Genomic DNA, 15,398 nt, shown 5'->3' on the forward strand with positions numbered 1-15,398 from the left:
GAAGTAATTTATTTACCTGGAGTGGTCAGTTATCTCCAGGATTAATTGAGACTATTCTCAAAGTTTATTGCTTTCCAAATTCGGTTGTTATCGACCCCTTTTCTGGTACTGGAACTGTTTTATTAGAAGCTGGATATTTCTCTCTAGAAGCTTATGGATGTGATATTAATCAGAAATTATATAACTTTTAATAATACTTGCATGACCAGCAACAATTTGTAAATAACCTACAGAAGATATTGACCATACACGGGTGTAACGAATATGTTCATCAATTATTGAATCATTATATGTGCCCAAAAGGTGCATTTGAACTGAAACAACCGAAAAGCCTTCATTGAGCTGAATGCGTTGTTGTGAGGGTATCAGCTCCGTTAGCTTGAGAACTCCACAACGGTGCATCTCAAGGTCTTGCTCCTTAGTAACAAGTTGCCCAAGATGGTTGGTAAAGATTAACTCTGGTGCAATAAGTATGTCTAGTTCAGCTACATCAGATGTCAACATAGCTTGCTGAAGGCGTTCCTCTAGCTCAATAATTTGTGATTTAGAATGTTTACTCACAAAAACAAATCCTTGCCAAAGCCTAACTATTAATTCTATTGTAGTTGCACTACATTTTTTTTATGAAATAAAAATACTTCTTTTTTTTCCTAAAATATTACAGATAACAACAGTCTAAAAACTTGTCACTAACTTTTGCCCAATTATTATAAAATAAGTTAAACATTATTAAAAATTTATGACTGAACAACTTCTACCCTTAATCCTTTCTTAACCAAAAATTTCGCCCTCGTCAAAGAAGAAATAACCACCGACAACTAATAAGTGTGATTACAAAGACTTTACAGGAGATGTCTATTTAACAAAACAAAGAGAATTTATGACCTAAAAAATGGTATTAAAACCATTCATTCTGACTCCTGACTCCTGACTCCTGACTCCTGACTCCTAAAAAATAACCTAGCTATTTCCAGCAAACATCGATCAATTTGGTATAATGTATCGTCAAACAACAATCTCATTCGATCGCGGCACTCTTATCCTCCATCCCCCACCCCAGGGAAAAGCTTGGATAGACTACGCCACCTGGGATGACAGAGTGGAAAAATTTCGGGTTCGGGCAATAGACTATCGCCCTTTAGTCGAGTCATTAAAGGCAGCAAAAATAGACTTTGTTGATAAAGCTAAAGAATTTGCACCTCTCGAACTCATTCCTAGTTTCGAGATGCCACCTTATCCTCATCAAGAGGCAGCATTGAAAGCTTGGAAACAAGGTGGTAGAAATGGAGTTGTCATTCTTCCCACTGCTTCTGGTAAAACATATTTGGCACAACTCGCAATGCAGGCAACTCCCCGCAGTACCCTGGTGGTTGTACCAACTCTAGATTTGATGCACCAATGGTATGCACATTTGAATGCTGCTTTTCCTGATGTGGAGGTGGGGTTGCTCGGAGGTGGATCTAGGGATAAAACACCAATTTTAGTGGCGACTTACGACAGTGCAACTATTCATGCAGAGGCAATAGGAAATAAATATGCTCTATTAGTTTTCGATGAATGTCACCACTTACCCACTGATTTTTATCGGGTCATTGCCGAATACGCGATCGCTCCTTATCGTCTAGGTCTTACGGCAACTCCTAACCGTTCGGATGGTCGTCATTCTGACCTAGATTATTTAATTGGACCTACGGTTTTCAGCAAAACTCCTGAAGAGTTAGCAGGTGCCGCTTTAGCTGACCATAAAATCGTGCAAATAATGGTCAAACTTTCCCAACAGGAGCGGGAAGAATATAACAAATTAATGACAATCAGAAATGACTTTTTAAAACAGGCAAATATTAAATTAGGTGGAGTAAATGGTTGGAAAAATTTTGTTATATCGAGCGCTCGTTCCACTGCTGGTCGTCGAGCAATGTTAGCTCATCGTCAAGCTAAGGAAATTGCTCTTGGTACAGATGGAAAATTGAGAACTTTAGGTAATTTACTTGCTCAACATTTTCCAGAACGTACCTTAATTTTTACGGCTGATAATGCTACGGTTTATCGAATTTCCCATGACTTTTTAATTCCCGCAATTACTCATCAAACTCCTGTCAAAGAACGCCATGAAGTTTTAAGTAAATTTAGGACTGGGGAATATAAAACTATTGTAGCTTCTCATGTTTTAAATGAAGGTGTTGATGTACCAGATGCGAGGGTAGCAATTATTTTATCTGGTACAGGTAGCGAACGAGAATATATTCAAAGATTGGGTCGAGTTTTGCGCCGAGGTAGCGATAAAAATAAGTTAGCAATTTTGTATGAAGTTGTTACGGAAAATACGACAGAAGAGCAGACCTCTCGCAGACGTAGAGGTGGAATTAGACGACAAAAATCTCCTAAATATCAAGATAAAAAGCAGGAAAAATCAGAAGTTCAGCAATTAGAAATTGTCAAGCCAGAACCTAATTATGGAATTAATAATCCGGCTGCTAAACTAGCTGCTGAACCAGGAGCAAAATATGAACATGAGAAACAAAATTCTGACAAAGAATCTGTTAAATATCAAGAGCAAGAGCAGGAAAAAACAGAAATTGAGCCATTAAAAAATATTCAGCCTGAACAGATTTATGAAATTAATAATCCGGCTGCTCAACGTGCAGCAGAATCAGGGGTCAAATATGGAAATGAGAAACAAAATGATGAAAATAATCCTGAAAATGTATCAGGAATAAAAACGGATGAAAAATTGTCAGAAAATTCTGATGATGACATTGATGTAGAAGATTTTTTCTAAAAATAATCTTTTATAAAACAAAGCCGTTTCATTAATGGATAATGGATAATGGATAATGGATAATGGATAATTACCTCTGGTTGAAACCGTTCTTGATTGAATACAAGGAAATACTGTTTCTTTTTTTCCCCTTGAAAGGGGAGGCTAATAAAGCTGAATTATTTAATTAATAATTATTAATTATTAATAATTCGGTAAAATTATAAATTTTCTGCTCTTTCTAACAAAGTTTGACTCAGAGCTAAATCTTCCATAAGTTTTAATTTGCGTTTTTCTTGTTCAGCTACAAGTAATTTCTGTTCTTTTTTCTGATTCTGAATATCAAGACTATGACCAATAGCTACCGGGACACTACCAATCAAAAAATTGATTGGTAAACTGCCAAAGTTTCCATCTTTAATTAAACCAGCAATACTACTAATCATTATAAAGCTAAACCAACCAAGAGAAATAATATGTTTTCTTGGACGAAATTTTGATATAGAATTATCAGACATACTTTCCCACTCCCAATATTAAATAAAAATTATCTAGGTTCTTTTAGTTAGCTCCTTAATCTCATCAGGAAATTCCGGAAAATAGTAGCATCGCCTCCAAAAAAATTTCAGATCGTGTCCAGTTAAGCTGTCTACATAGCACTTAGAGATTGTTTGTAAAGGAAATAGGGAACAGGGAACAGGGAACAGGGAATAGGGAATAGGGAATAAAGAGGAAGAAATCAAGAAAACTATTTGTCACTTAAAAATCTAGGAATATATGCACCGAACACCTCTGGTATCTACTAGATTTAAATCCCTTGAACTATTACCGCTTTTAGATTTTAGTCACTATTTGCAATCTTAATACTTATTTGACAAACAGTCTCTTATATCATGTCCAGATAATGAAGTCTAAAGCTTTTTTTATTTTTCTCATATCTATTACTACATAGCGCAGCAATCGCTCTCAAATTTAATATTCAAAATACTTAAAGATTAAAAACTATCATTAAAATAAACAGAAACAAGTTATTTTTAGTTTGTTTTAATTTTTTTTGATAAAAAAATTGATTTAACCAAAATTTATCCTTTTCATATTCTTCTCTTAAAACAATTATGGGAGCATACATTCTGTACAGATTTTTCTGAGTAATTAGTTTCTCAGGAATCGATACAAAACTTGATTTTTTCAATCTTAAATAGAGTCTAAAGATGGCATTTACAACAAATCAACCTGCTCAAATGACAGGTCTTAACGGCTACAAAGTTAAACCTGTTATTACCATCGGTGAAACTATTCCTGGAGCTTCAGGAAATTATACTCCTCCAGGAATTCTTGATGGTATTGGAGCTTTTGAACTTGAGGAAGATACAGTTCGTGTTTTAGTTAACCACGAGTTAAGAAGCGGTGTTGGTTATGCCTATGCTTTGGCAAATGGCACTGAACTCACTGGCGCCAGGGTCAGCTATTTTGATATAGATAAGGAGACCCTAGAAGTAGTTGATGCAGGTCTTGCTTATGACACTATTATCAATCGCAATGGTGAAGTAGTAGATGAGATATCCGACCTGGAATTTGGAGGATTAAATCGTTTATGTTCTTCTCACTATATAGAAGCTAATCAATTTGAAAGTGGCTCAGGAATTGTCGATGAAATTTACTTTACTGGAGAGGAAACTTTTGGCGGAACTGAGTTTGCTTTAGATGTTGCCACTAACACCCTTCATGCTGTTCCTTGGTTAGGAAGAGCTGCTTGGGAAAATATAACTCAGGTAGATACTGGAGATGCTGACGAAGTAGGTATATTAGTAGGAGATGACCGTGAAGCAGCTCCTCTACTTCTTTATGTAGGAGAAAAAGATACAACTGAAGAAGCAGGTTTTCTAGAACGTAACGGTCTAGCTGGTGGTAGTCTCTATGTCTGGGTTCCTGATGCAGAATTAGGTGATACTCCAGATAGCGTAGTAGATAATGAGGGGAACCCAGAAGACCCAGATACTAATCCAGACCCAGCAGGATTTAATGGAACAGGAAATAGCGAGTCAGGAAAATTTGTAGAGATTGACTACTATCGTAGCGACTTAGCAGGGACTGCAGAAGATACAGATGGCGATGGCAGTATTCAAGATGAACTAGGTTATGATGAAATGGGATTTGCTACCCAAACTCAACAAGATTTACTTGCGGAAGAAGCGGGTGCTTTCCAATTTTCTCGTCCTGAAGATGTAGCGACAAACCCTGCTGATGGTACGGAAGCGGTGCTAGCTTCTACCGGTCGGAGCGGTCGTTTTCCTGATGATGTTTGGGGAACAACATATAGCGTTGACATAGAATTTAGTGATTCAGAGATCGCTGCTGACCTAACAATTATCTATGATGGAGATGATGCAGGTGATGGACAGTTTGACGGTCCTGATTTTGGTGTGCGTAGCCCAGATAACTTAGATTGGGCAGATGATGGTTACATTTACATCAATGAAGACCGATCTACTGGAGAATTTGGAGATACATCTGGAGAGGAAGCATCTATCTGGAAGCTAGATCCAACAACTGGGGAACTGATCCGTGTTGCTCAAATGGATCGTTCAGCAGTACCAGGAGAACCTATTCCTCAAACTGATGGAGACCCCGATGATATAGGTGACTGGGAATCTTCTGGAATTTTAGATGTTTCAAGTTTGTTCGATCAAGAACCTGGTGAGTTATTTCTGTTTGACGTTCAAGCGCACAGTCTCAGGGATGGAGTCATAGCAGAAGAAAATTTGGTACAAGGAGGACAGTTAGCTTTTCTTCAAGAGATCCCCGAACCAAGTGAAAATGCAAGTAATGAAGACGATCTATTAATAGGTCTCCAAGACAACGATGTAATTGCTGGTTTACTTGGCAATGATGAAATTTATGGTCTTGGTGGTGATGATGTTCTCCGAGGTGACGCGAATAGTCGTTCTCCTGGTACTTCTGAAGATGGAAATGACACTATCTTCGGTGGTCAAGGTGATGACCGCATCGGTGGTAAAGGTGGCGACGATCAGCTTTACGGTGATGAAGGTGAGGATAGCATCTGGGGTGATGATGGCGATGACCTCATCCGAGGTGGTTTAGGTGACGACGTTCTCACTGGAGATAACTTCTCTGGTGGTCAAGGTTCCGATACGTTTATCTTAGCTGTTGGTGAAGGAACTGATACTATTGTTGACTTTGAAGTTGGAACTGACTTCATCGGTTTAGCTGAGGGTCTAACTTTTGCTGACTTGAGCTTTACTGGAAATAGTATTATCTCAGGAGAGGAGACACTCGCTATTCTTAATGGTATTGATACTACCACTTTAACTGAGAGTGACTTTATGTCTGTATAACTTTCAAATACTGGTTCTACAATCAATTCTCAAGGATCAGTATTTTTGGGAATAAAATTAATCAGGACTTACGCATGAGGTACGAAAAACTAAGATTTGAGATAGCTTCACTGTCGGTCGATAGGGACGAAAATACTTTGTACTGCATAAGTCCTAGTTAATATTCCTTTCAAATTCAATGAGTAAAAATTTAGGCAATATATCCTAAATTTTTACTCATTAACTTACCCTAAATTTATTTAGGATAAATATTTGAGAAAAATTTTTATCAGATCTTTTTTTCAACTCTCCAAAATAATTGAGAGAATTTAAACTCTTTCCAGAAAATCAGGACTTACCCATGAGGTAGGAAAAACTAGGATTTGAGATTGCTTCCCTGTCGGTCGATAGGGACGGAAATACGTTGTACTGCGTAAGTCCTAAAAATATAAAAACAACGAGGAACAATGGCTGATTCTAAAGCAATATTGATTGGAATTGATGGTGCTCAATTAGAGGAATATCTTTTGTTGGATTTACAGGGAGAAGCACCTAATATTAACAATCTTGATATTATTGAATCCTTCATCGGAGGCATTGTTGGCACAGCTTCTGAACAGGCTACCTCTAGTGGCCCTGGTTGGTCTACTATTTTAACAGGAGTTTGGGCAGATAAACATGGAATTCCGAGTAACAATAGCCAGCCAGTCAACGCCGAAATTGACAGTATTTTTGAATACGTTGATAATAACATTCCCGATGCAACCATCGCATCAATCGTTAACTGGTCTCCGATTAATACTGGACATTTTGCCCCGGAAATGGGATTTATTCCGGGTATTCCTGGCATAGTTGACTTTGAACAAAACGGGCTTCCTGATGATGTGGCAGCAGCAACTGTTGCTGATTTAGTGCTCGCAGAAGCACCTGATTTTACCTTTGTACAACTTGATGAAGTTGATGGAGTAGGTCATTCGTTTGGCTTCTCCGATGAGTATAACGACTCTCTGATAACGGCTGACGATCAAGTGGGTATGATCCTAGATGCAGTGGAACAACGGGAAGCAGAAAACCCGGATGAAGATTGGTTAGTAATAGTTACCACCGATCATGGTCGCGATCCACTTCAAGGTTTCGATCATGGAGGTCAAACAACTTCTGAACGACGCACCTTTATTGCAGCAAATCAGGACTTAGGAGTATTCTCAGATTCCGTTCCTGCAACATCAGTTGTCCCGACAATTCTTGACCACTTAAACATCCCCTTTGATTTAGTTGAAGATGGATTAGAAAGTGGTTCTGTTTTGTTGGGTGCACCAGACCCGATTTTCCCTGTTCTCGAAAGCATTATTACACCTGAAGATAATGCAATTCAAGTCCCAGTGGATACGGACTTCGTGATTCAGTTTAGCGAAAACATTCAAGCAGGTGAAGGTAATATTATGATTAAACGATCTACTGATGATAGTGTTTTTGAAACCATAGATGTTAGTGCTTCAGAAGTCACAATTGATGGTGATACAGTGACTATTAATCCTGTTAACGATCTATTACCTGAGACTGATTATTATATCCAAATTGAGAATGGTGCATTGGGAGATGGTAATAATCCTTTTACTGGAATCATTGACAATGAAACCTGGAACTTCACCACTGAAGCTGATACCGTTCCCCCTGTAATTGAAAATTTGACTCCTGCGGATAATGCAACCAATGTGGCGGTTGATACTAACTTTGTAATAGAGTTTAATGAGGACGTGCAGGTAGGGGCTGGTGAAATTGCGATCGCTACTGATGATACTATCGTCGAAACAATTGATGTTACTTCTTCTCAAGTCATAGTTGAGGGAGACACTGTTACTATCAACCCTAATAACAACCTGACAGCAAATACTGATTACTTCGTACAGGTTGATGAGGGTGCATTTCGTGACACTGCAAACACCATCACTCTGTTTACCGAAGATTTTGAAGGATTAACTTTAGAACCGTTTGTTAGTCCCACAGAAGGAGGTGGAGATGGTACAGACTTTACAACTACTCCCCCGGAAGGTTGGACGCAGGACAATAGCACAACCCCTACAGGTGGGCCGATTGAATTCTTTGGTTGGACGTTCTTGGATAAAAACTCTTGGGCAGCCTCAGCGGGAGGTCAACGTCGGAATGAATTTACCAAAGGGGTTGGCACAGTGATGGTTGCAGATCCTGATGAATATGATGATGCAGACGTTGATATCAATCCCGATTTGTACAACGCTTTCATTCAAACACCAGCCATTGACTTAACAGAAATTGAAGCGAATACAGCATTTCTCACATTTGATTCCAGTTGGCGTCCGGAAGATAATCAGAAAGCTAATCTCACCGTTTCCTTTGATGGTGGAGAACCCATTGAACTCTTGCGTTGGACTTCCGATCCTAACGACCCCAATTTCAAACCAGATGAGTCCACTAATGAGACATTATCTATTCCGTTAAATAATCCCGAAGATGCAAGTAGTGCGGTTTTGAACTTCGGCGTATTTGAAGCTGGAAACGATTGGTGGTGGGCGGTTGATAATATTTTGGTTCAGGGAAGCGGTGAGACAGTTTCAGGTAATCCGTTTGCAGGTATTACTGATGATACGACCTGGAATTTTCAGACAACAAATGACCTTGAACCGGGCGAAGAATCATTAGAAATTTTGTTAGTTAATGATGACGGGTTTGAAGCAGACGGGATTAACGTCATGTTTGAGGCGTTAACAGAAGCCGGATATAACGTCACCCTTGTCGCCCCCAAAGAACAACAGAGTGGACGGGGAACTCTGATTAACGTTGACCAGATTTTCCAACCCACAGAAGTGGTTAATTTTGAGGAAAATAAATGGTTTGTGGATGGCAGTCCGGTTGTGACAACTTGGGCGGCACTCGATTTTATTTTGGATGGAAACGAACCCGATTTAGTCATTTCTGGGATTAACGAAGGGGCAAATATTGGCAGTAATATTGTCATTTCTTCGGGAACGGTTAGTGCAGCTTCAACCGCAATTCAACGCGGAATTCCAGCGATTGCGGTCAGTGCGGGAACTGGTTCAGATGAGGAGAAGTTAGCAGAAGCCTATGACATTGGGGCAGATTTTGTTGTTGAAATGATCCAACAGTTGGAAGAAAATGACACAGAACAACTCTTACCCGATGGTGTGGGTTTAAATGTCAATATTCCCACAGAATTTGCGGAAGGCGTTGAGGAAATTCAGGGCGTTAAATTCACAGCGTTAGATGAGGTTTCAACCCTTGACCTCCGCTTTGGAGAATTACCCGAAACCTTTGGGGAAGGTGTGGGAGTTTTAATTGACTTTAATTCGCCTATTTCTCCCGATGAAGTGACGAATATTAACTCAGAAGGAGAACAGTTCCTCGCAGGTGCAATTACCGTAACTCCTATTGATGGGGACTGGAGTGGGAGTGAAGAGATTCGAGACAGTTTAAGTCAACGAATTGAAGCTGCCCCCGAAAATGTCACGGCTGAACCCCTGGATATTCTGATTACAAATGATGATGGTTTTGAAGCAGAAGGAATAAAAGTTCTCTACGAAACCTTAACCGTCGCAGGTCATAATGTTACCCTCGTTGCCCCCAAAGAACAACAGAGTGGAAAAGGAACAGTTCTGGATGTTGATGCCATTTTCCAGCCCACAGAAGTCGTGAATTTTGAGGAGAATCAATGGTTTGTTGATGGCGCACCTCGAACCACAACTTGGGCGGCTTTAGACTTTGTTTTAGACGATAAACCTGACTTAGTCATTTCGGGTATTAACGAAGGCGAAAATATCGGTCCGGGTGGTGCCGTTTCTTCTGGAACAGTTAGTGCGGCGGTTACGGCTTTATTACGAGATGTTCCGGCTATTGCGATTAGTGCAGGGATTGATTTTGAGGATGAAACTCTCGTTGATGAAGCCTACGAAATTGGGGCAGATTTTGTTACAAATTTAATTTCCCAACTGCAAGCAACTCAGGAATTAGACGAGACTATTTTACCCGAAGGAACAGGTTTAAGCATTAATATTCCGGTGCGTTTTCCAGAAGGGATTGAGGAAATTCAAGGGGTGAAATTTACTTCAACTAGCGACATTACACCGTTTGATATTGACTTCGGTGAACTTCCCGGTGGCGGCGCCGGACTGGGTTTTGCGCCAGTTGAATTACCGCCAGATGCAGACATTGACCCCAATTCAGAAGGCGGACAATTTTTATCTGGGTTTATTACCGTTACCCCTTTGGATGGAAGTTGGAACGCCCCAGAAGCTTTACGAGACGAGGTTCAAGACCTGATTTCACCACTTCTGACCCCAACTCCTGAACCCAACGTTCTCATCGGTTCGGCTGAAAGTGACACCTTAACAGGTCTTCTCGGTGATGATGAAATTATCGGGAACGCAGGTGATGACGTTCTGCGGGGAGAGGGAGGTCGTTCCTCTGGAGGTCAAGCTGGCGGAGATGATACGATTTCTGGTGGTGTAGGAAATGACCGCATTGGAGGTAAAGGCGGTAACGACGAACTTTACGGTGACGAAGGTGATGACCTAATTTGGGGTGATGATGGCGATGACCTAATCCGCGGTGGTTTGGGTGATGACGTTATCACTGGAGATAACTTCTCTGGTGGTCAAGGTTCTGATACCTTTATCTTAGCTGTTGGTGAAGGAACTGATACTATTGTTGACTTTGAAGTTGGAACTGACTTCATCGGTTTAGCTGAGGGTCTAACTTTTGCTGACTTGAGCTTTACTGGAAATAGTATTATCTCAGGTGAAGAAACACTCGCTATTCTCAATGGTATTAATACTACCGCTTTAACTGAGAGTGACTTTACTTCCGTATAACTTTCAAATACTGCTTCTACAATCAATTCTTAAGGGTCAGTATTTTTAGGAATAAAGTTAATATTCCTTTCAAGTTCAATGAGTAAAAATTAAGGCAATATCTCCTCAATATTTACTGATTAACTTACCGTACATTAAAGATCGGATAAATATTTTTATCCGATCTTTTTTCAGAACTTTGAAATATACGAGACACTCGCTGTCCTCAACGGGATTGATACCACTACCTTGACAGAGGCAGACTTTACATCTATTTTTTAATTGGCTTTAACCCGATTCCAAATTCCTTCCCTTTGCCAATGGGAAGGTATATTGATTTTTCTAATGATTGATTTTACTGTTGCTATTCGAGCATATAACTCAGCCAAGAATTTGCCTCAAATTTTGGGCAGACTTAAAAATCAGGTGGGAATAGAAGAAATAGACTGGGAAATTGTTATAGTTGATAACAACAGCACAGATAATACAGCCCAAATAGTTGCTAATTACCAATCTAATTGGGGAGAAAAATTTCCTCTCAAATATTTTACTGAAACTCGCCAAGGATGTGCTTTTGCGAGAAAGACAGCAATGGAAAAAGCCCAAGGTTCTTTAGTAGGTTTTATTGATGATGATAATTTACCTGCACTTGACTGGGTTGCTAAAGCTTATGCTTTTAGTAAATCACATCCTCAAGCAGGTGCTTATGGAGGACAAATTCATGGGGAATTTGAAGTTGAACCACCTCAAAATTTTCAAAAGATAGCTGTGTATTTGGCAATTATTGAAAGAGGTAAAAAAGCTTTTTGCTATAATGAGCGTAAGAAAAAAGTTTTGCCTCCAGGAGCTGGTACAGTTGTATCTAAAAAAGCATGGCTAGAAAGTGTTCCTGAAAATTTATTCCTAACAGGAACTGCTGGAAAATCTTTGGCACTTAAAGGAGAAGATATGGAGGTTTTCACTCATATACAAAATGCAGGATGGGAAATTTGGTACAATCCTGAAATGCATCTCCATCACAAGATATCTTCTGCAAGATTGGAGCAGAATTATTTACTATCCCTAGCGCGTGGTTCAGGGTTACACAGAAATCATATTAGAATGATCAGACTTGAACCTTGGCAAAGACCTTTAGCATTTTTCGCTTATCTAGTTAATGATTCTTGGAAAGCTCTATTTTACTTTATTAAAAACTATAATTTGCTGAAAACTGATATAGTTGCTGCTTGTGAAATGACACTACTATTAAGCATTTTAGTTAGTCCATTTTATCTATGGAAAGTGCAGTTATACCAGGAGTTAAAAGTCAGGCAGGAGAGCCATCAGATTTCGCCTGTCGCCGACATGAAAGGCAACGTACAGGAGTCAAGAGGAAAATCCTTGTCGTTACTGAATTTGAGTTCTTAACAATAACAGTTCTAGCTACTGCTATTTTAAGGAAAATATGGGAGAATCCAGTTTTTGTAAAAGCATTACCTAAAGTAATGACCAATGATTTTAGCCACCCTTAAAACATCTAACGTGACAAATTGGGATACTTCCAAAAATATAGATATCGATTTAGATAAATGAAAGAAACAAAGTAATATCATGTCCGGTTAAATAGTTATAATTAGAGCTTCGTAGTAGGGCTTTAATTATAACTATAGATAGGGCTAAAGCCCTACTACAAACAAAAAAGTCATTTCCACAGTTTTGGTTTAAGGCTTAAAAATATAAAATATTTGATGAAACCGACTATTTACTTTTATATCCCTCGTAAATTATTTCCCCAAAAGTTACCTGAAAATCCCCATGAGAATTGGGCTGGATTTGGTCTAGGAATTTACGCTTGGACATTGCAAACTTATCTGCGTCTAAAAGCTGATGGTTTTCCTTGTGAATTAGTAGATTATTTACCCCACTCTGGAATTGTTATTGTTCATCGCAATTCTCTTTATATTCATAAAGGCATCAAACCAGGAAAAAATTTACTTCTAATTTGTCTTAAAGCCGAATTAAATTTTTATCCCTATGCTCAATTTCATGTGGTACAAAATCCTGAAGAAACAACAGCTAGAAATAATTATAATTACTATATACCTCACTGGACACAACCAGGATTAATTCCTCGGAATATTGAACGAGGTAATGAGTTTAAAAATATTGTTTTTTTTGGTCATAAAAATAATTTAGATCCGGAACTTTTCAGTTTTAATTGGACGAATGAACTCGATAAACTCGATTTAAATTGGAGTCCAATTATTAATCAAAATCACTCAACAGATTATCAAAAAATTGATAATCGTTGGAATGATTATAGTCAAGTTGATGCAGTAGTTGCTATTCGCAGTTTTGGCAAACAGAATAAATATGTAAACAAACCAGCAACTAAACTATATAATGCTTGGCTGGCAGGTGTTCCCGCTATATTAGGTTATGAATCTGCATATCGTGCAGAAGGAAAACCTAACTTTAATTATTTAGAAGTTACTTCTTTGAAGGAGTTGCTTGACAGTTTAAAGAAGCTAAAATCAGATATAAACTTACGTCAGACTTTAGTAAATAATGGTCAATTACAAGCAGAACAAATTAATCCCGCTCAAACTACTAAAAAGTGGCGTTACTTTCTCACAGAAATTGCAATTCCTGCTTTTGATGACTGGTGTTCTAAATCTAGTTTAGTTCAAAATATGATTCTCGAAACTCGTTATTTATCTTGGGTGATTCATCGAGGAAAGTCTAAAATTATGTCTGTGGCATCAAATATTAAACTATGAAACTATTTTACTACAAACGTCGAGATGGGTTTAGTAATTTTGGAGATGAATTAAATAATTGGTTATGGCATAAACTTCTACCAGAATTTTTTGATGAAGATGAAACAACGACTTTTATTGGTATTGGAACTCTATTAAATCAACTCTTACCTCAACGAATTCCCCAAGCTCAACGTTTAATTATTTTTAGTACAGGCGTAGGTTATGAACAACCATTAAAAACTTTAGATAAAAATTGGAAATTGTATTGTGTTCGAGGAAAATTATCTGCTAAAAAGTTAGGTTTATCTCCTGATTTAGCAATTACAGACGGGGCAATTTTAACGAGACGTTTATATCAACCTTCACTGGAAAAAATTTATCGTTTTACTTTTATGCCCCATATTCATCATGCCACTTTTGCAGGAGAAAGATGGCAGAATATATGTGAACAAATCGGATTTCATTATTTAGATCCCCGCTCCTCAGTAGATGAAGTTTTATCTACTATTAGTCAAACAAAAATTTTACTAGCTGAAGCAATGCATGGCGCAATTATAGCTGATACTTTTAGGGTGCCTTGGATTCCTATTATTACAAGTCCAAGAATTTTACCGTTTAAATGGCAAGATTGGTGTTCTTCAATTGCTGTAGAATACTATCCTTATTTTCTTTCACCTTTGGTTAAATCTTATCCCCAATATGCAGGTGGAATTCGTTCCTCTCTAAATGCTTTTAGTCATTGGAAAAATAGTTTACTCCAATTCCCTAACTTCAGACAAATTTGGCAACAACAAGAACAAGTTTCTGGTACACAACTGCTGAAAATTTCTCAAACTGGACGACAACAATTGAGTTCAGATACTCAACTTGAAAGTTTAACAGTTCAACTGGAAGAAAAACTTGATATCTTGAGAAAAGATTGGTGTTCTAATCTATATTCCCCACGACAAAATGTAGAATAAAAAATTAGGAGACAGGAGACAGGAGACAGGAGACAGGAGACAATTATAGTGGTCATAATTGAGTAAGTAATTAAGTATCCATGCTTAATATTTTCCTGAGAATCTGACTCCTGAGAAAGCCCAATGAATCGGAGATATATAGTATAAATACTTACCAAGCTACGTTTTTTTATACTACTTTCAATGTTATATCAAATCCGGGGGAATTGGACATAAAAAAATTCTCCAATCGTCATAACTACTCAATCTTTGTAATTCTCTCCCCTTCTGACTCCTGACTCTTGACTTCTCCTCCACCGGAGGGGTTATACCAATTTTAAAAAAGAATGTTACGAATAATAAGAGGGATAAAATGATTTTACAGGAGATATCCCTTTGACTAATAGGATAAGTTGTGAACTAAGAAATGGCATCGAAGTTATTCCCATACGACTCCTGACTCCTGTCTTCCCCTCCACCGGAGGGGTTAGGGGTGGGTTGACTCAAACAAAAATCCCCTAGCTATTTGTAGCAAACATTTATCACGCTTGGTATTAGGGGTGGGTTGACTCAATTACGACTTATATCATGTCCGGTTGAACAGTTATAAATAATTAGGCAGGAGACAGGAGGTAGGAGGTAGGAGGTAGGAGGTAGGAGATAGGAAATAGGAGATAGGAGGTAGGAGATAGGAGATAGGGAAAAAAGTGTTTTCATCACGCTCTTATCCGGACATGGTATTAATCAATCTATAACTGTTTAACCGGATTTGATATTAC

General features: G+C 38.4%; 9 protein-coding genes. 7 read left to right on the top strand and 2 right to left on the bottom strand.

Annotation, left to right across the window (positions count from 1 at the left end; all coding sequences use genetic code 11):
• Window positions 1–44 precede the first annotated feature (44 nt).
• A complete protein-coding gene (locus ACP6PM_RS09175; RefSeq protein WP_426583901.1) occupies window positions 45–191 on the top strand; it encodes a DNA methyltransferase in 147 nt (48 codons plus the stop codon).
• Here the strand turns inward: ACP6PM_RS09175 and ACP6PM_RS09180 are convergent.
• On the bottom strand, window positions 166–561 hold the full coding sequence (locus ACP6PM_RS09180; RefSeq protein ID WP_426583876.1) for a nuclear transport factor 2 family protein: 396 nt from the start codon (window positions 559–561) through the stop codon (window positions 166–168). The two genes, ACP6PM_RS09175 and ACP6PM_RS09180, sit on opposite strands and share 26 nt — an antisense overlap.
• Window positions 562–997: 436 nt before the next feature.
• Between ACP6PM_RS09180 and ACP6PM_RS09185 the strand changes: the two genes are divergently transcribed.
• Window positions 998–2,779 (top strand): DEAD/DEAH box helicase, encoded by a 1,782-nt coding sequence (locus tag ACP6PM_RS09185; RefSeq protein WP_426583878.1) that lies wholly within the window; start codon window positions 998–1,000, stop codon window positions 2,777–2,779.
• 200 nt (window positions 2,780–2,979) lie between these two features.
• Here ACP6PM_RS09185 and ACP6PM_RS09190 read toward each other — a convergent pair whose 3' ends face one another.
• Window positions 2,980–3,276: a hypothetical protein gene (locus ACP6PM_RS09190; RefSeq protein WP_426583880.1), complete on the bottom strand. Its 297-nt coding sequence runs from the start codon at window positions 3,274–3,276 to the stop codon at window positions 2,980–2,982.
• Between the two features lie 693 nt (window positions 3,277–3,969).
• On the opposite strand from ACP6PM_RS09190, the gene ACP6PM_RS09195 reads away from it, so the two are divergent.
• The 5 genes from ACP6PM_RS09195 (at window position 3,970) to ACP6PM_RS09215 (ending at window position 14,640) form a co-directional block, all read left to right on the top strand.
• A complete protein-coding gene (locus ACP6PM_RS09195) occupies window positions 3,970–6,114 on the top strand; it encodes a hypothetical protein (protein WP_426583882.1) in 2,145 nt (714 codons plus the stop codon).
• 446 nt (window positions 6,115–6,560) lie between these two features.
• Complete coding sequence (surE, locus tag ACP6PM_RS09200; RefSeq protein WP_426583884.1) at window positions 6,561–10,958, top strand: 5'/3'-nucleotidase SurE; 4,398 nt, start codon at window positions 6,561–6,563, stop codon at window positions 10,956–10,958.
• A 324-nt stretch (window positions 10,959–11,282) separates the two neighbouring features.
• Window positions 11,283–12,344, top strand: coding sequence for a hormogonium polysaccharide biosynthesis glycosyltransferase HpsE (hpsE, locus tag ACP6PM_RS09205; RefSeq protein WP_426583886.1), 1,062 nt, complete (start codon window positions 11,283–11,285; stop codon window positions 12,342–12,344).
• Window positions 12,345–12,664: 320 nt separating this feature from the next.
• Window positions 12,665–13,696, top strand: a complete 1,032-nt coding sequence (locus tag ACP6PM_RS09210) for a hypothetical protein (protein WP_426583888.1) — start codon at window positions 12,665–12,667, stop codon at window positions 13,694–13,696.
• Window positions 13,693–14,640, top strand: a complete 948-nt coding sequence (locus ACP6PM_RS09215) for a polysaccharide pyruvyl transferase family protein (RefSeq protein ID WP_426583889.1) — start codon at window positions 13,693–13,695, stop codon at window positions 14,638–14,640. Before ACP6PM_RS09210 ends, ACP6PM_RS09215 begins: the two co-directional genes overlap by 4 nt.
• Window positions 14,641–15,398: the final 758 nt, after the last annotated feature.

Origin of the sequence: Dapis brunnea BLCC-M229 (assembly GCF_050015995.1) — a bacterium.
Lineage (GTDB): Bacteria > Cyanobacteriota > Cyanobacteriia > Cyanobacteriales > Microcoleaceae > Trichodesmium.

Bases quoted from the DNA above. Each gene is read 5' to 3' on its own strand.
- ACP6PM_RS09185 (WP_426583878.1), top strand. From the start codon at position 998: ATGTATCGTCAAACAACAATCTCATTCGATCGCGGCACTCTTATCCTC.
- ACP6PM_RS09190 (WP_426583880.1), bottom strand. From the start codon at position 3,276: ATGTCTGATAATTCTATATCAAAATTTCGTCCAAGAAAACATATTATT.
- ACP6PM_RS09195 (WP_426583882.1), top strand. From the start codon at position 3,970: ATGGCATTTACAACAAATCAACCTGCTCAAATGACAGGTCTTAACGGC.
- surE (WP_426583884.1), top strand. From the start codon at position 6,561: ATGGCTGATTCTAAAGCAATATTGATTGGAATTGATGGTGCTCAATTA.
- hpsE (WP_426583886.1), top strand. From the start codon at position 11,283: ATGATTGATTTTACTGTTGCTATTCGAGCATATAACTCAGCCAAGAAT.
- ACP6PM_RS09210 (WP_426583888.1), top strand. From the start codon at position 12,665: ATGAAACCGACTATTTACTTTTATATCCCTCGTAAATTATTTCCCCAA.
- ACP6PM_RS09215 (WP_426583889.1), top strand. From the start codon at position 13,693: ATGAAACTATTTTACTACAAACGTCGAGATGGGTTTAGTAATTTTGGA.